The 16,882-nt window shown below is 40.3% G+C and carries 18 protein-coding genes and 1 pseudogene; 16 read left to right on the plus strand and 3 right to left on the minus strand.

Annotated elements, in window-relative coordinates:
- The first annotated feature begins 141 nt into the window (after window positions 1-141).
- From K6V43_RS07255 to K6V43_RS07270, 4 genes are all read left to right on the plus strand, one after another.
- Window positions 142-1,503 carry a UDP-N-acetylmuramoyl-tripeptide--D-alanyl-D-alanine ligase gene (locus K6V43_RS07255; RefSeq protein WP_222382457.1) on the plus strand — a complete coding sequence of 454 codons (1,362 nt, stop codon included), beginning with the start codon at window positions 142-144 and terminating at the stop codon, window positions 1,501-1,503.
- A 126-nt stretch (window positions 1,504-1,629) separates the two neighbouring features.
- The gene (locus K6V43_RS07260) at window positions 1,630-2,835 is read left to right on the plus strand and encodes a hypothetical protein (protein WP_024404495.1); all 1,206 of its coding nucleotides are present in this window, start codon (window positions 1,630-1,632) and stop codon (window positions 2,833-2,835) included.
- A 123-nt stretch (window positions 2,836-2,958) separates the two neighbouring features.
- Complete coding sequence (locus K6V43_RS07265) at window positions 2,959-3,654, plus strand: YwaF family protein (protein WP_222382459.1); 696 nt, start codon at window positions 2,959-2,961, stop codon at window positions 3,652-3,654.
- A gap of 175 nt (window positions 3,655-3,829) precedes the next feature.
- Window positions 3,830-5,374 (plus strand): peptide chain release factor 3, encoded by a 1,545-nt coding sequence (locus K6V43_RS07270; RefSeq protein WP_002935863.1) that lies wholly within the window; start codon window positions 3,830-3,832, stop codon window positions 5,372-5,374.
- 122 nt (window positions 5,375-5,496) lie between these two features.
- Here the strand turns inward: K6V43_RS07270 and K6V43_RS11550 are convergent, their stop codons facing one another.
- Window positions 5,497-5,622, minus strand: coding sequence for a hypothetical protein (locus tag K6V43_RS11550; protein WP_261311803.1), 126 nt, complete (start codon window positions 5,620-5,622; stop codon window positions 5,497-5,499).
- Between the two features lie 181 nt (window positions 5,623-5,803).
- Here K6V43_RS11550 and K6V43_RS07275 point away from each other — a divergent pair, with 181 nt between their 5' ends.
- From K6V43_RS07275 to K6V43_RS07300, 6 genes are all read left to right on the plus strand, one after another.
- Window positions 5,804-6,187 (plus strand): PH domain-containing protein, encoded by a 384-nt coding sequence (locus K6V43_RS07275; protein ID WP_024404500.1) that lies wholly within the window; start codon window positions 5,804-5,806, stop codon window positions 6,185-6,187.
- Window positions 6,188-6,602: 415 nt separating this feature from the next.
- Window positions 6,603-8,183, plus strand: coding sequence for a degradosome RNA helicase CshA (gene cshA, locus K6V43_RS07280; RefSeq protein WP_222382461.1), 1,581 nt, complete (start codon window positions 6,603-6,605; stop codon window positions 8,181-8,183).
- Between the two features lie 143 nt (window positions 8,184-8,326).
- Entirely contained in the window at window positions 8,327-8,605 is a 279-nt protein-coding gene (locus tag K6V43_RS07285; protein WP_222382463.1) for an autorepressor SdpR family transcription factor, read from the plus strand.
- Window positions 8,592-9,194: a DUF1648 domain-containing protein gene (locus K6V43_RS07290; protein WP_222382465.1), complete on the plus strand. Its 603-nt coding sequence runs from the start codon at window positions 8,592-8,594 to the stop codon at window positions 9,192-9,194. Before K6V43_RS07285 ends, K6V43_RS07290 begins: the two co-directional genes overlap by 14 nt.
- A 112-nt stretch (window positions 9,195-9,306) precedes the next feature.
- Window positions 9,307-9,714: a GNAT family N-acetyltransferase gene (locus tag K6V43_RS07295; RefSeq protein WP_222382467.1), complete on the plus strand. Its 408-nt coding sequence runs from the start codon at window positions 9,307-9,309 to the stop codon at window positions 9,712-9,714.
- Between the two features lie 122 nt (window positions 9,715-9,836).
- On the plus strand, window positions 9,837-10,448 hold the full coding sequence (locus tag K6V43_RS07300; protein WP_222382469.1) for an NAD(P)H-dependent oxidoreductase: 612 nt from the start codon (window positions 9,837-9,839) through the stop codon (window positions 10,446-10,448).
- 15 nt (window positions 10,449-10,463) lie between these two features.
- On the opposite strand, the gene K6V43_RS07305 is transcribed toward K6V43_RS07300, so the two are convergent.
- Together K6V43_RS07305 and K6V43_RS07310 are read right to left on the minus strand one after the other, a co-directional pair.
- Complete coding sequence (locus K6V43_RS07305) at window positions 10,464-10,736, minus strand: GIY-YIG nuclease family protein (RefSeq protein WP_024404504.1); 273 nt, start codon at window positions 10,734-10,736, stop codon at window positions 10,464-10,466.
- On the minus strand, window positions 10,726-11,475 hold the full coding sequence (locus tag K6V43_RS07310) for a tRNA1(Val) (adenine(37)-N6)-methyltransferase (protein ID WP_024397280.1): 750 nt from the start codon (window positions 11,473-11,475) through the stop codon (window positions 10,726-10,728). The genes K6V43_RS07305 and K6V43_RS07310 overlap by 11 nt, the downstream gene beginning before the upstream one ends.
- Window positions 11,476-11,567: 92 nt before the next feature.
- Here K6V43_RS07310 and K6V43_RS07315 point away from each other — a divergent pair, with 92 nt between their 5' ends.
- The 6 genes and pseudogenes from K6V43_RS07315 to K6V43_RS07340 all read left to right on the plus strand — a co-directional run.
- Window positions 11,568-12,311 carry a lysophospholipid acyltransferase family protein gene (locus K6V43_RS07315; RefSeq protein ID WP_222382471.1) on the plus strand — a complete coding sequence of 248 codons (744 nt, stop codon included), beginning with the start codon at window positions 11,568-11,570 and terminating at the stop codon, window positions 12,309-12,311.
- A 65-nt stretch (window positions 12,312-12,376) separates the two neighbouring features.
- Window positions 12,377-13,054, plus strand: coding sequence for a helix-hairpin-helix domain-containing protein (locus K6V43_RS07320; RefSeq protein ID WP_222382472.1), 678 nt, complete (start codon window positions 12,377-12,379; stop codon window positions 13,052-13,054).
- Window positions 13,038-14,717 carry a ComEC/Rec2 family competence protein gene (locus tag K6V43_RS07325; protein WP_261311804.1) on the plus strand — a complete coding sequence of 560 codons (1,680 nt, stop codon included), beginning with the start codon at window positions 13,038-13,040 and terminating at the stop codon, window positions 14,715-14,717. Before K6V43_RS07320 ends, K6V43_RS07325 begins: the two co-directional genes overlap by 17 nt.
- A gap of 124 nt (window positions 14,718-14,841) precedes the next feature.
- A complete protein-coding gene (locus K6V43_RS07330; protein WP_105140796.1) occupies window positions 14,842-15,477 on the plus strand; it encodes a CpXC domain-containing protein in 636 nt (211 codons plus the stop codon).
- An 81-nt stretch (window positions 15,478-15,558) separates the two neighbouring features.
- Window positions 15,559-16,713, plus strand: coding sequence for an AlbA family DNA-binding domain-containing protein (locus K6V43_RS07335; protein ID WP_105140797.1), 1,155 nt, complete (start codon window positions 15,559-15,561; stop codon window positions 16,711-16,713).
- 63 nt (window positions 16,714-16,776) lie between these two features.
- Window positions 16,777-16,882: pseudogene (locus K6V43_RS07340) on the plus strand (RNA methyltransferase); the annotation flags it as partial.

The raw sequence follows: 16,882 nt of genomic DNA on the forward strand, positions 1-16,882 counted from the left end.
AGAGCGAAAGCTCTTTTTTAGTTTATCGTCATTTAGTTTATCTTTTATTACGTCGTTAACTCACCTTGCCTAACTTCAGTTATGCCTGCGGCTCGTTGCCTAGTACTAAAAGTAAACTAAAAGACTATATTGGAGAAAACAATGAAATTAACCCTACACGAAGTCGCTCAGGTCTTGGGCGCAAAAAATGATATTAGGCTTTATCCCGATACAGCACTCAACAAGGTCGAGTTCGATAGCCGGCTCGTCAAAACTGGCGACCTCTTTGTTCCACTTAAGGGAGCGCGTGACGGTCATGACTTTATTCCTGTGGCTTTTGAAAATGGCTGCGCTGTAACCCTTTCGGAAGCTAGCCTTGATGTGCCTCACATCTTAGTAGATGACTGCTTGGCTGCCCTACAAAAATTAGCGGCCTACTACCTAGACAAAACAGGGGTAGAAGTTATTGCTGTGACAGGCTCAAACGGTAAAACCACCACCAAGGATATGATTCATGATATCCTTGCAACTACATACAAGACTTACAAGACACAAGGCAACTACAACAACGAAATTGGTCTGCCTTACACCGTCCTCCATATGCCTGACGATACAGAAAAACTGGTCTTGGAAATGGGGCAGGACCACTTGGGCGACATTCATCTCCTGTCTGAAATTGCCAAACCAAGCCTATCAGTGATTACCCTTTTTGGAGAAGCCCATCTGGAATTTTTCGGTTCACGAGAAGAAATTGCCAAAGGAAAATTACAGATTGCAGATGGAATGGAGCCAGGTAGTAAACTCTTGATCCCAGCAGATCCGATTGCGGATAAGCTCTTGCCGAGCCAAGTGGATCTCGTTCGTTTTGGTGAACAGGGAGATTTGCAGGTGACCAGTCTGGTCGAGTCAAAAGATAGCCTGACCTTCACCGTCAACTTTATGGACGGCGACATTTTCCTCCCAGTAACAGGCAAGTACAATGCCACCAATGCCATGGTAGCAAGTTACGTGGGCAAGACCTTGGGTGTGCCTGATGAGGCAATCAAGTCAGCCCTAGCCAGTCTTAACTTGACCCGCAACCGCACCGAGTGGAAGAAGGCAGCCAACGGAGCAGACATTCTCAGCGATGTCTACAACGCCAACCCAACGGCCATGAGATTGATTTTGGAAACTTTCTCTAGCATTCCAGCCAATGAAGGCGGCAAGAAAATCGCGGTTTTAGCAGACATGAAAGAACTGGGTAGCCAGTCGGTTGACCTCCACAATCAGATGATTCTGAGCCTGTCGCCTGATGTGCTAGATACCGTCATTTTCTACGGTCAGGATATTGAAGGCCTGGCTCAGTTGGCTAGTCAGATGTTCCCAATTGGAAAAGTCTATTTCTTTAGGAAAAATGCTGAGCAGGACCAATTTGAAAATCTGGTGAAACAAGTCAAGGAAGTCCTAGGAACACAAGATCAAATCCTCTTTAAAGGCTCCAATTCCATGAACCTTGGAAAAGTAGTGGAAGAATTAGCAAAATAGTGAATATGATTGAATTTCTTTTGCAAAAATGCGGAGATGTTCAATCATTTTTATTTGTTCAAGACCTTGAAAAGTATGTATATATTTTATAAAATATATTATAACAATATGTAAAAAGAGGTTGAGATGAAGGATTCAAATTTACAAGCGATAGTCATTTCATTGAGTCTAGCCGATAATTGGGAGGAAGCTAGGCAGGAATGGACAAGGGTAAAGCTAGAAAAAATTGATAAGGCCATGGAAAGCAAGTGTTTATGTGGTAAGGCTCACTTGCAGAAAGTCTATTCTGTTTCTCGTACAGATCTTAGTAACATAAAGCTATCACCAATCGGTTCCTCTTGTATCAAAAAATTTCAAAATAAGGAACTGACCAAGAGTTTGAAAAAGGCAGAGCGAGAATATCGTTTGCGGTCCAACTCTGACTTTTCAAGCCTCAAAGAAATAATGGACTTGGATAGTTTAGATGAATACTATCAGAAGGGCTATTTTAAGGCAGATAGGGGCAATCGCTATGATCCATGGAATGATTTCCAGCTTTTTAAACTGGCCTTGAGTGGAAAACAATCGGAACGACAGCTTGCCTTTCATAAGATGGAGCGGATTCTTTATGTGGTTAATGATTATTTACGACCGGAATTGAATCAAGTTTTTGATGTGGAAGCCTACTTAAAGAAGCTGAGAAGGTGGAAACTGCACGAGCGAGTTGCTGCTGCATTGCGTAAAAAAGCCCTTGAACGAGAGGACTTGCTAGCTCAGAGAGAAAGAGAGGTAGAGCGTGAGCGACAAAGACAACTTGATTTGCAGAGATGGGCCCAGAAAAAGCAGGATTTACTAGCCTGGCTAGATGGACAATTCGATGAAGAGTCAATTGCTTTGAAGAACTCGCTTGATTCCCAAACGGAAGATAGAGAAATCTGTCATAAAATAGAAGATCATCAAAAATTTCTTGAACGAAAAGAAGCACAGGAAAGGTTGGCTATCGCGGAACTCGAGCGAAAACAGGCTCGTGTGGAGAGTTTGTGTGATTGGCTCCGTTCACAGAATCGTCTGGATGACCTGAAAACAGTTCAGACTATTGAATGCCTCGATAAGCAACTGTTCATGCTTGAAAAGTGGCATTCAGACTACGTACATCATCGTCGGATGGAACAGCGACAACAAGATGAGTTGTTATGTGTTGTTTTAGAATTGAGAAGACAGGTGAAAAAATATTATCCCTATACTGAACGAGCTAAGAAATGTATTGAATTTGTGGATGGTTTTGATGATTTACAGGAGCAGCGTGATTGGTTGCAACGATTTCTGAAATTGATGAAGAAAAGTGGTTTTTAAAATGTGTAGTCTGTTGTTGCTAGTTTTAGTTTGAGTTATATTCAATTTTCTTGGTTAACCTTGTAAACATTTATACAATTTGATATACTATCTTTTGCTTTAACACCTAGAAAGGATAGAAGTATGGAAAGTATGAATGATTTTTTTACAAATCAAGTTTCGCATGGACCTAGTTTGACCATGTTAGACCGTATGAGCTTATTCTTAATTCTCTGCGTTTTGCTCTATGTAGCAGGGAAATTCTATGCTAATTCATGGTTCAAAAAGGTATTCTGGTTTATTCTATGCTTGCAGATTGTCAGTCTATACAGTTGGTATATTTGGTCCGATTGGTCCCTTTCTGAAAGTTTACCATTTTATCATTGTCGCCTATCTATTTTATTTCTGCTATTTGGTAGAAGGGGGCACTTGAAACTCTATTTTTCCTATCTTGGTTTTATTGGTTCCTTAGTGGCTTTCATTTACCCGGTCTTCGATCCCTTCCCTTTTCCACATTTGACATTTTTTACCTTGGTGGTGGGTCATTATGCTTTAGCAGTATTGTGCTTGATTTATATTTTGACAGAAGGACACCGATTCAGCCTTTCAAGACAGGAGCGTTTGTCACTGACAGTCATGCTTCATCTGGTCATGCTTTTTGTCAATTGGTTGACAAAAGGAAATTATGGTTACTTGACTCGCTTACCCATAGTCAATAGCCAAGTGATTTTGTTTAATTTTGTTCTCCTCACGCTAGTGATATCATTTTTTATTGGTTTTGTTCAGGCAGGGTTCCAATTATATTGGAAAAAGAAATTGGTCTATCTGCTCCAAGATTGACTTTACCAGCGTTTGAAAAATCCATGCGAATCCGTTATAATAAAAGAGTTGCACAGCAGCTCTTTTGTTTTTTAGCTGCACTAGCAAAGAATGTGGATAAAACCAATGTAAATTGAAGTAAATTAGAGCTCTGCTCTGCTATGAACCCAAATATAGAAAAAGAAAAGGAAACATCATGTCACTACAAGAAGAAATTAAGAAACGCCGCACCTTTGCGATTATCTCTCACCCGGACGCGGGTAAGACCACCATTACTGAGCAGTTGCTTTATTTTGGGGGTGAGATTCGTGAGGCTGGTACAGTAAAGGGGAAAAAGACTGGTAACTTTGCCAAGTCTGACTGGATGGATATTGAGAAACAACGTGGTATCTCAGTTACCTCCTCTGTTATGCAGTTTGACTATGCAGGTAAGCGTGTCAATATCTTGGATACACCGGGACACGAGGACTTCTCTGAGGATACCTATCGGACCTTGATGGCGGTGGATGCGGCTGTCATGGTGGTGGACTCTGCCAAAGGTATTGAGGCCCAGACCAAAAAGCTCTTTGAGGTTGTGAAGCACCGCAATATTCCAGTCTTTACTTTTATCAACAAGTTGGACCGTGATGGGCGTGAGCCACTTGATTTGTTACAAGAGCTAGAGGAAGTCTTGGGTATTGCCAGCTATCCAATGAACTGGCCAATCGGTATGGGGAAATCTTTCGAGGGTCTCTATGACCTCCATAACAAACGCTTAGAACTCTATCGAGGTGATGAGCGTTTTGCAAGCTTGGACGAGGGTGACAAGCTCTTTGGTTCTAACCCCTTTTATGCACAAGTTCTGGATGATATTGAACTTTTGGCGGAAGCTGGGAATGAATTTTCAGAACAGGCGATTTTGGACGGCGATTTGACACCTGTTTTCTTCGGCTCAGCCCTGACAAACTTTGGTGTGCAGACCTTCCTTGATACCTTCTTGGAATTTGCTCCAGAGCCACATGGTCACAAGACAACGACAGGGGATGTCATTGACCCGCTCAACAAAGATTTTTCAGGTTTTGTTTTCAAAATCCAAGCCAACATGGACCCTCGTCACCGTGACCGCATTGCCTTTGTCCGTGTGGTTTCAGGCGAATTTGAACGCGGTATGGCGGTCAACCTGCCACGTACAGGCAAGGGGGCCAAGTTGTCCAACGTGACCCAGTTCATGGCTGAATCCCGTGAGAATGTGGAAAATGCAGTGGCGGGTGATATTATTGGGGTTTACGATACAGGGACCTATCAGGTAGGAGATACCTTGACCGTAGGCAAGAACAAGTTTGAGTTCGAACCGCTGCCAACCTTTACACCCGAAATTTTCATGAAAGTTTCTGCTAAAAATGTCATGAAACAAAAATCCTTCCATAAGGGAATCGAGCAACTGGTGCAAGAAGGTGCAATCCAGCTCTACAAGAACTACCAGACTGGCGAGTATATGCTGGGTGCCGTTGGACAGCTCCAATTTGAAGTTTTTAAACACCGCATGGAAGGTGAATACAATGCTGAGGTAGTTATGACCCCAATGGGTAAAAAGACAGTCCGCTGGATCAAGCCAGAAGACCTGGATGAACGCATGTCTTCAAGCCGTAACATCCTAGCCAAAGACCGCTTTGACCAACCAGTTTTCCTTTTTGAAAACGACTTCGCCCTCCGCTGGTTCGCGGACAAATATCCTGATGTGGAGTTGGAAGAGAAGATGTAGCAAATATCTGGGAGATATTTGCTATCGGGAGATGGAAACTGACGGAAGTCAGTTTACCGTTGAATAAAGTCTGGGTGGAGTGAAACAGTTCGGGGAACTGTTTCAGCCCGAGCCTTGAGACGTCAAGCGAGGTGAAAGGTTGGAGATAAGAGTCCGACAGCAGTCGGCTTACCAATGGCTGAGGTCCAGTGGACCTTTTCTAGTTGAAAATGGGAACTGATGGTAATCAGCTTACCTTTTACTAACATCTGGGAGATGTTTGCTATCGGGAGATGAGAGACCGACAGCAGTCGGCTTACCTAATTTCGAACTTTCGCGTTATATAGAACAAGCTTACTATAAATGATGGCAAAAACTCCTAGAGGTTTTTGCTTTTTTTATTACCAGTTTTTAGGTAAAATAGATAAAAACCAACAAAGGAGTCAGATAATGGGACTATTTTCAGGTTTGCTTGGCAATGCTTCGCAACTAAATAATGACAAAATTGAGCAGGAATTAGAACATGTATTGTTGGACAATGAACAAGTTGAGATGGCTTTCAGCTTGGTTCGTGACTTGATTGTGTTTACAGAATATCGTTTGATTTTGGTGGATAAACAAGGAGTAACTGGGAAGAAAGTATCCTATAAGTCTATTCCTTATCGCTCTATTTCACGTTTTACAGTAGAAACATCAGGACATTTTGATTTGGATGCTGAGCTCAAAATTTGGATTTCTTCGGCTGCAGAACCTGCTGAAATTCTTCAATTTAAGAGTGATAAAAGTGTGATTGCCATTCAAAAAGCTTTGGCTACCGCAGTTTTAGGGAAATAAAGAAACACTCAAAAATGTAAGTGATAACTTTTAGTTTTTGGGAATTGAGGATATTCAAAAAATTTACCAAGATAAATTGTAAAAAGCAGAGAATGGAAATCTGCTTTTTTCATGAAAACGTATTATTTTTATTTTCAAAGTAATTACTAACGATTATCCCTAGATTGTGTTATACTTGATAGGTTGCAAATCCAATATCAGTGGTTCGACCCTGATATCTTGTTACAAAAAAAGTTAGATAAGGTAGCTTCGCACTGCCTTGTAAAAGAAAGGAAATGCGTTAGGAAACTAGTTCGGGAAGAGCATTCGAACCCGTGCTAAAAACTTCGTGAAAAAGATAGACTTCCTAGTGTGTTGTCACACTGCGTCAGTCTCCTATTTTCACCTTGTTTTCTTAACGCACTTGGTATCATAATTGAAATTTACAGATCTACAATTATCAGAAGACATTTTGCTTGCCGTTGAGAAGGCAGGTTTTGAAACGCCGTCACCTATCCAGGAGCAGACGATTCCGCTTGCTCTGGAAGGAAAAGATGTGATTGGTCAAGCCCAAACGGGTACAGGGAAAACTGCCGCCTTTGGTTTGCCGACTCTCAACAAAATTGACACCAACAATCAAGCTGTTCAAGCCTTGATTATTGCCCCAACGCGTGAGTTGGCTGTGCAAAGTCAGGAAGAACTCTTCAAATTTGGTCGTGAAAAGGGTGTAAAAGTTCGCTCTGTTTACGGTGGTTCAAGTATTGAAAAACAAATCAAGGCTCTTCGCTCAGGTGCCCACATTGTTGTTGGTACGCCAGGGCGATTGTTGGATCTAATCAAACGCAAGGCATTACGCTTGGACGGTGTTGAGACTCTGATTCTTGATGAAGCTGATGAGATGCTCAATATGGGCTTCTTAGACGATATTGAAGCGATCATCGAACGTGTTCCTGAAAGTCGCCAGACTCTCCTATTTTCTGCGACTATGCCAGAGCCAATCAAACGTATTGGTGTCAAATTCATGAAAGAGCCTGAGCACGTTAAGATTGCGGCTAAGGAATTGACCAATGTGAACGTGGACCAATACTATATCCGTGTCAAAGAACATGAAAAATTTGATACTATGACTCGCCTTATGGACGTTGACCAGCCTGAATTGTCTATCGTCTTCGGTCGTACTAAGCGCCGTGTTGATGAATTGACTCGTGGTTTGAAACTGCGGGGCTTCCGTGCAGAAGGTATCCACGGAGATTTGGACCAGAACAAACGCCTTCGTGTCATCCGTGACTTTAAAAATGACCAGATTGATGTCCTTGTTGCGACGGACGTTGCGGCGCGTGGATTGGATATTTCTGGTGTAACTCATGTCTATAACTACGATATTCCACAGGATCCAGAAAGCTATGTTCACCGTATCGGTCGTACAGGTCGTGCGGGTCAATCAGGTCAGTCTATTACCTTTGTTTCTCCAAACGAGATGGGCTACTTGGCGATAATCGAAGATTTGACCAAGAAACGTATGAAGGGCCTTAAACCTGCCACTGCTCAAGAAGCTTTTGAGGCGAAGAAGAAAGTTGCCTTGAAAAAGATTGAACGTGAAATGGCTGATGAAACTATCCGTAGCAATTTCGATAAGTTCAAGAAAGATGCAGTCAAGTTGGCAGCTGAATTTACTCCAGAAGAATTAGCACTTTATGTGTTGACCTTGACAGTACAAGACCCAGAAAGTCTGCCAGAGGTAGAAATTGCGCGTGAAAAACCACTGCCATTCAAGTTTGCACCTGGTCAAGCTAAAGGCAAGGGTGGCCGTGGTGGTCGCGACCGTGATCGTGGTGGCCGACGAGACGTTGACCGCAATCGTGATCGTGGCGGACGCCGTGGTGATCGTAACGATCGCAACCGTCGTGATGACAAGTTCAAACGTGACAACCGCCGTCAGGACAACAAAAAACCACACCAACGCACATCAAGTGAAAAGAAAACAGGCTTTGTTATCCGCAATAAAGGGGAGAGATAAGCAGTGTTTGACAGACCATAAAGAGTGGTCTGTTTTTTTGAAATCTATTTAGAAAAATATCAAAATTGTTCTTGACAAACAATAAAAATAGAGTAAAATTCTATTTAGAAATATTTCTAAATAGATGAGCAAGGAGGCTTATTATGGGATTGTCTGAAACCTTGAAGGTAATTTCTGCTCCTATTCGTAGGCAAATTCTAGATAGTCTTAAGTCGGGGCCGAAGTCTGCTGGGGAAATTGTAGAACAATTTCAATTAACAGGAGCAACAGTTTCTCATCATTTATCTACTTTGAAAAAAGCTGGATTAATTTTGGAGGAAAAGCAGAAAAATTTTATTTATTATCGTCTAAACTATACGGTCTTTGAAGAAGTCTTGGTTTGGATTGCAAGTTTAGGAGGACATCAAGATGAAGAAAATTGACATAAAAACCTTATTAGCAACTTCGAGTATATTTCTACTGATTGCTGTATTGATGATTTGTTACTATAAAGCATTGCCAGATACCATGGTAACGCATTTTGGCGTAAATGGTAAGCCAAATGGCTCTATGCCCAAGTATATGGTGACAATTTTTGCACCGCTACTATTCTTTTGTATTCACCTATTAATTTTTGTACGTTATGATGTGAAAGGGATAGGGAAAACACCAGCCATTCGAGTGGTCAAATGGCTTTTTCCGCTACTGGCTCTCATCATTCAAGTTTCTTTACTCTGGTATAATTTAGGCGGAGAATTGGATTATCGGAGGCTTGTCATTGGACTGCTGGCTGTCTATTATATGGTGATAGGAAATTATTTACCCAAGGAGGAATTGGACAGCAAGACCAACGAAATTGAACGAAAAGGAAGAAAGCATGTTGGCTATTTCTTAATTATTGGTGGGTTGTTGCAGTTAGTAAGTTTGTTAGGTTCACCAACCCTATCTATCCTTGTAATGATATTGGTTGGTATTTCTGTTGTAAGTCTTAGCATCTATTATGCTTATCTGCATTTCAAAACCACTTCATAATTGGATCGGTTTTTGATATACTAGAAGTAGTAAAATAGGAGGTAGGACCATGGGCGTTTTGACAATGGATAGAGCCTTTGTATTCTAAAAAAATAATACAAAGGAGAACATCATGATTACTTACAAACAACATCCTCAACTTGATTTTCAAGCTGTCCTTAACCTCTATGATTCAGTTGGTTGGACAAATTATACTGACCGGCCTACCATGTTACAGAAGGCTTTGGAACATAGCCTGTTTGTTCTTGCGGCCTTTGACGGTGATCGTCTCGTGGGTCTCTTGCGAGCAGTTGGTGACGGCCATTCAATCGTTTTTATTCAGGACATCTTGGTCCTGCCCACCTATCAGCGTCAGGGAATTGGTCGTCATCTTTTGGAACAAGCCATTGCCCATTTTCCAGAGATTTATCAACTTCATCTCTTGACGGACAACACTGAGAAGACACGGTCTTTCTATGAGGCAATTGGCTTTACAGCTGTTGATAGCCTAGAATGTATTGCCTACACCTATTTAAAATAATAGAATAAGATAGAAAAGCAGAGGCTGGGAGACCAGCCTTTTGCTTTGAGCAAATGATTTGAATTTCATATCAAAAAGAGTAGAATATAAATATCAATAACTAGTAATAAAGGAGATGAACAATGGCAACCGTATTAATTGTAAAGGCCCACCCCCTTGACCCACAAAAGTCCTATGCTTTGGGGGCTTTAGAAGAGTTTCAAATTCGGTACGTCAGTTTGCACCCAGAAGATCGGATTGAAATAGTAGATGTTTTTGAAGACCAGATTCCAGCTTTGGATAAGCCTTTGTTAGAATCTATGGGAGCAGTTAAAAAAGGTATAGAAATCAGTCCTGAACAAGCGGAGCAGTTGGACCGCTACAATGCCTTGACCCAACAATTTCTTGCAGCAGATAAGATAGTCGTGGTCAATCCCCTTTGGAACCTCAATGTGCCAAGTCAATTAGTGTCATGGATTAATACCATTAACGTTGCAGGACAGACATTCAAGTATGGACCTGAGGGCTCTATCGGTCTGGTCAAGGGCAAAAAATTGTTGCATATCCAGTCCAATGGTGGAGTTTACGCAGGTCAAGATCCAGCATCCCAATATATCAAGTCTATCTTTGAGTTTCTGGGCTTTGAAGACATCCATCAAGTTTTCATCGAAGGGCAATCGGCTGATCCAAGCAAAGCTCAAGCTATTTTTGAAGAGGCTATGGGGAAAATTGATACAATTTTGGAAGTCTTTTAAATAAAAAGCCTCGTACTATTTTGTACGAGGTTTTTTTGTCATTTCTGCGATATAGTCTAACTTGCTCTGCCGGCTACGTTTTTTAAACATGGCTTCGGCAGACATGGCTTCCTGCTTACTGGCAAAAGCTTCTTGATAGAGTAGTTTGACAGGCAAACGACCACGTGTATATTTAGCACCTTTGCCACGATTATGAGTAGCAAGTCTTTTTTCCACATTTGTTGTATAACCGGTATAGAGGCTGTCGTCAGCGCATTCTAGAACATAAAAATAGGCTTTATTTTCCATAATAAATCTCATGAATAGCAGGAGTATAGTCGCCGTTTTCCTCGTGAACAACCAGAGGTGGCAAGATATGTAATCCATCTACAGAACCATCTTTGATAGCCTCAATCAGTAACATATTCGCTTCCTTACTGGCCTTGGGATAGACAAACTGGATGCGTTTTGGAGCCAGTTTATAGGTACGTAGTTTATCTAAAATATCCAAAAATCGATCTGGTCTATGCACCATGGCCAAGCGACCATTGGATTTGAGTACTTGTTGTGCCACCTGGCAAATACTGTCTAGGTTGGTTGCAATCTCGTGTCTGGCTAAAAGGTAATGCTCGCTTTCATTGAGATTAGAAGATTCATCTACTTTAAAGTAAGGAGGATTGCAGAGCATTAAATCAACTTTTGATCGTAAATCATATTGAGGTAAGTTTGCCAAATCGTCGTTAATCACTGATACCTGTTCCTCTAAACCATTGAGTTCGATGGATCGCCGGTTCATGTCCGCTAAGCGTTCCTGTAATTCAACCTGGACAATCTGAGCCTTGGTACGTGTGGAGGCAAACAGGCCCACTGCCCCATTTCCACTACAAAGGTCGACAATCAATCCTTTTTTAGCTGGCATTTTCGGAAAACGCGATAGGAGGACGCTATCAACTGAATAACTAAAAACTTCCCGATTTTGAATAATTTGGACATCTGTTGAGAAGAGCTGGTCAATCCGCTCCCCTTCTTGTAATTCTATTTTATGCATATGATAATTATAGCACATTGTATGAAGAGAACTTCAGATTTTTTTCGGAGATAAAATATGGTATAATGGTAAGGACTGAAAAGGAGATGACTATGTTTTACGCCTATTTACGTACCTTACTATCTTTTTTACTTTGGGCAATTAATGGAAATATCCATTATCATGATAAAGAAAATATGTTGCCACAAGAGGAGAATTATATTTTAATCGCACCACATAAGACCTTCTGGGATCCTGTTTTTTTAGGATTTGCTGCTGCGCCAAAACAGTTTATTTTTATGGCTAAAAAAGAACTGTTTAAGGATCGCGGTTTTGGCTGGTGGATTCGCAAATGCGGAGCCTTCCCAATTGATCGTGAAAATCCTGGGATGGCAGCTATCAAATACCCTGTCAACATGTTGAAAAAAAGCAATCGTTCTTTGGTCATGTTTCCTTCTGGAAGTCGCCATTCTTCAGAATTAAAAGGTGGTGTAGCGGTCATTGCCAAGTCAGCCAAGGTTAAACTCATGCCTGCAACCTATGTGGGACCGATGACCATCAAGGGGCTCTTGGCTGGTGAGCGAATCGATGTGGCTTTTGGAAATCCTATCGATGTTTCAGACATCAAGCGCATGGATGATGCAGGGACGGCTGAAGTAACCCATCGAATCGAAACTGAATTTAAACGTTTAGATGATTACGCAGCATCCTTCCAAACTAAGAAAAAACCAAATATATTAACTTATATTTACCGTCTTCCTATCCTTATCCTAGTAGCAATTATTTTAGGATTGACCTATATTTTTAGTTACATAGCAAGCTTCTTTTGGAATCCATCGGTAGAATTAAAAAAATGATTTGAAAAACTCGTTTCTGCGGGTTTTTCTTTTTGTTTTTCGAATAAAAGGATGGAGGTAAATTTATGGAAGAAATGTTAAACATAGTAAAGGAACATAAGTGGTTTTGTGTAATTGCAAGTATGATGACAGTAGTGGTTGTGAGTGTTCTATTGCTCAACCAGCCCCCTCAGCCTGCAGATCAAACGGGTTTGGCAGCATTTTCACAGGAGAAGCAAGCAAGTAGTGTTCCAGAAGAGGTTGAAAAATCCAGTACAGAAAGCAAAACAAGTGATACTGAACAAGAAATCCAGCTGGTCGTGGTAGATGTTAAAGGAGAAGTAGAGAGACCTGGACTTTACACTCTTAAGTTCGAGAGTCGCGTCAATGATGCGATTGTTGCGGCTGGTGGTTTTACAGCAGAAGCAAATCAAAAATCAGTCAATTTAGCTCAAAAATTGGCAGATGAAGAGATTATTTACGTCGCACACAAGGATGAGGATATTTCGGTAATAACAGCACCAAACTCAAGTGCTGTAGCTACTCAAACTCAAGAGGAGAGCAAATCATCCTTGGTCAATTTAAATACTGCCACCGAGACAGATTTACAAACCATTTCAGGTATAGGTGCAAAGAGAGCGGCGGATATCATTGCTTACCGTGAAGCCAATGGTGGTTTTAAATCGGTTGACGATCTGAATAATGTTTCAGGAATTGGTGATAAAACAATGGAAAGTATCCGACCATATGTCACGGTTGATTAGACTCCCCTGTCAGCCCATTCACTTTGCAGTCTTGGCGGTGTTAGCCTACTTTGCAGTCCACTCTTTTTCCCTTTTGACAATGAGCCTGCTGAGTCTGTTACTAGCAGTCTTTGGGCTTCGGCAAGGAAAGACGGTCTTCATCAGAACGCTACCGCTTCTAGCCTTATGTGGTCTATTCTTCGGATGTCAGAAGATACAATGGGAGCGGACAAATCAATGGGCTCCAGAGCAAGTGACAACTGTGCAGGTTATTCCTGATACCATTGATGTCAACGGAGACAGCCTATCTTTTCGTGGTCGGGCTAAAGGTCAAGTTTTTCAGGTTTTCTATAAACTTGCAAGCCAGGAAGAACAAACTTACTTTCAGGAGCTTACGGACTTGGTGCAGTTAGAGGTAGATGCAGAAGTTAGCCAACCAGCAGGTCAACGTAATTTCAATGGTTTTGATTATCAGGCTTATCTCAAAACCCAGGGCATCTATCGGACAGTAAAAATAAGTACCATTAACAATATTCTCCCTATTCATTCTTGGAATATCTTTGACTGGTTGTCAACCTGGCGGAGGCAGGCTCTCGTTTATATCAAATCTCATTTTCCTGCTCCCATGAGCCACTACATGACTGGATTACTATTGGGAGAGTTAGATAGTGACTTTGACCAAATGAGTGACCTCTATTCTAGTTTAGGGATCATTCATCTCTTTGCCCTGTCTGGGATGCAGGTTGGTTTCTTCATTGATAAATTTCGCTGGCTTTTATTGCGTTTGGGTTTAACCAAGGAAACTGTCGATAAGCTTCAAATTCCGTTTTCTCTTGTTTATGCAGGATTGACAGGATTTTCTGTCTCAGTCGTGCGGTCCTTGGTCCAGAAAATTCTGGGTAATCTTGGGCTACGAAAATTGGATAATTTTGCAGCAACTGTCTTTGTTTGTCTCTTGCTTATGCCACGTTTTCTTCTGACAGCAGGAGGTGTGCTGACATTTACCTATGCTTTGTTATTGACAGTCTTTGATTTTGAAGAGCTAGGGCAGCTAAAGAAGATAGCAGTGGAGAGTCTGAGTATTTCTCTTGGAATTTTACCGGTCTTGATGTCCTATTTTTTTGCCTTTCAGCCCTTATCTATCCTTTTAACGTTTGTTTTTTCCTTCGTTTTTGATGTGTTGTTGTTACCTGGGCTATCTGTCATTTTTTTACTATCGCCCTTCATTAAAATTACGTGGGTCAATGGATTCTTTATCCTTATGGAAAAGATTATTGTATGGGTGGCAGAATTGGGGATTCGGCCTTGGATTTTAGGAAAACCTACGGGCCTTGTCTTTTTGCTCTTGCTGTTCTGCCTTTTCTTGCTTTATGATTTTCACAGAGAGAAGAAATGGCTCCTTGGATTGAGTCTGATCCTTGCTCTGCTATTTTTCATAACCAAACACCCGCTGGAAAATGAGGTGACGGTGGTAGACGTAGGGCAGGGGGATAGTATCTTTTTGCGGGATATGAGGGGGCGGACGATTCTGATTGATGTGGGCGGACGAGTTGATTTCGCAGCCAAGGAAGCGTGGCAGGAGCGATCTCGGCAGGCAAATGCAGAGCGGACTTTGATTCCCTATCTGCATAGTCGAGGTGTGGATAGGATTGATAGCCTAGTGCTGACTCACACCGAAGTGTGAGTTCTGAAATTGATACAATACAACTTAACTTTTTTTGAAAAAAATTCCAAAATTTATTTTGCATTGCGAATATAATAAGTGAGAGCAAGTTGCTTACTTAATAATGATGAAGAGGAAAAGTAGAATGACAACAATTTTTTTAACAAAAACAAACTGCACTAATTGCGGAAAACTAAGTACTTTTGAAAGATTTGATAGGGTTTATGCGGTGAAGACCCCTGAGATTGTTTCTGCTATTTTGGACTGGGATTTCTTTAAATTTACCTGCCATAACTGTAACCATATGGTTCTAATTGATTACCCAACAGTCGTAGTAGATGAAGAACAAAAAACAATTATTCAGTATTGTGCAGATGGTAATGTTGATGTGCTTTCAATGCAAATTTGCTCTTTGATTTCTGAGGGTGTTAATCTCAGTGAGTATAGAATTCGAGTAGTTTCGGATATAGAGTCTTTCGTTGAAAAGGTACAGATTGTTTCAGCAGGGTATGATGATAGAGCAATTGAGCTTATGAAGTATATGAATAGTCCTCTTGAGGATGGTGATATTCAGTTTAACTATGAACATATGATTTTCACCAAGGTTGGACATGAAAACTATCAATTTATGTTTATTAATAACCAGATTGCAGTAGCATCTCTCGACTTTTCTCAAGAACAATATGAGTACTACCTTGCTGATGTTGAGGACCTAGAAACTAATACATATTACATAGACTCTAGATGGGCGGAATCATTTACTCGTACCATTTTGGCATAAAATTCAAAATTTATTTACTAATATCAATGACCTAGTAATGGTATAATATAATCAATTATGTAATATTAGTGGAGTAGATTTATGGTTAAACAAGAAGTTATATTAGAATTGATAAATCTTAGACAAGAAGGTGGGTACTGGGATTTTAAGAAAGAATGGTATAAATCTGATAATAAAGGGAAGCAAGACTTACTTCATGATATTATTTGCATGTCTAATAATTTAGATAGTAGAGATGCTTTTATAATAATAGGTGTCAACGAAGATGATAATTATAATCTTAGAGATGTGAGTGAAGACAATGGAAGAAAAAACACTCAAAACATAGTTGATTTTCTAAAAGACAAAAAATTCGCAGGTGGTTTAAGGCCAACGGTATATGTAAAAAGCTATCAAATATCAGGTAAAACAATTGATGTAATTGTGATATTGAATGACAATAACACGCCATATTATTTGACAGATAACTTTCAGGGAATTAGGGCAAATTATATTTACACTAGAATTCAAGATACTAACACACCTATAGATAGATCAGCAGATATAGATAAAGTTGAATTCTTATGGAGAAAAAGACTCGGATTAACTCAAACAGTTTTAGAAAGATTTGAGATTTATCTTGAGGACTATGAAAATTGGAATGATGGTCCATATGGTGAAATGCAAAAGTATTATAAATATTTTCCTGAGTTTACGATAGAATACATGTCTGCAAAAGACGGTAGAGATGGTTATGAATACTATTTATTTTCCCAAACAGATTCAAGTCCACATTGGTATGACATACAATTTAAATATCATCAGACTCTTTTAAAAGAGTTACTTGGAGTCGCCTTAGATGGAGGAAGATATTTTACACCATGTCCGGAAATAGCTGGTATTACTCTAGATAAAACAAAAAATTATAATTGGGACTTTTCCTATAGGTACTTTACAAAAGGAACTTTTAAATACAAGTTAAATGAGTTTTTCTACTTGCAAGAAAGTTTTAGTGAAGAGTACTCTAGAATGGACTTTTTCGAGGTTGTTCTTTTGTTTGAAACAGAAAACGAACGTATGGAATTTGAGAAATTTGTAAGGAGAAATTGGGATAAAAGAGATATGTATTTGAATAATGTATATATGCCGCATATTCCTAATTTACCTAATTACAAAGAGGGAGCTTTTATAGAAGAGTATGAAAACGCATTAGTTTTAAATAAAATGTTAAGTGAGTTTAGAAACAACCAAAACTAGATATATTCCCACATACGAGGCTTTTGAAAAATCTTAAATTTTATCCATACTGACCACTCAAGCCACGTCGAGACGGTAGCATTATTGTCCAAACTTAATGTCGATAAGCATATAAGTGTTGAAGTAGAGCTAGATGAACTTGATTTGACAAGTGCGGAGAGCAAAGCTA

Source organism: Streptococcus suis (assembly GCF_019794615.1).
Classification (GTDB): Bacteria; Bacillota; Bacilli; order Lactobacillales; family Streptococcaceae; genus Streptococcus; species Streptococcus suis_AI.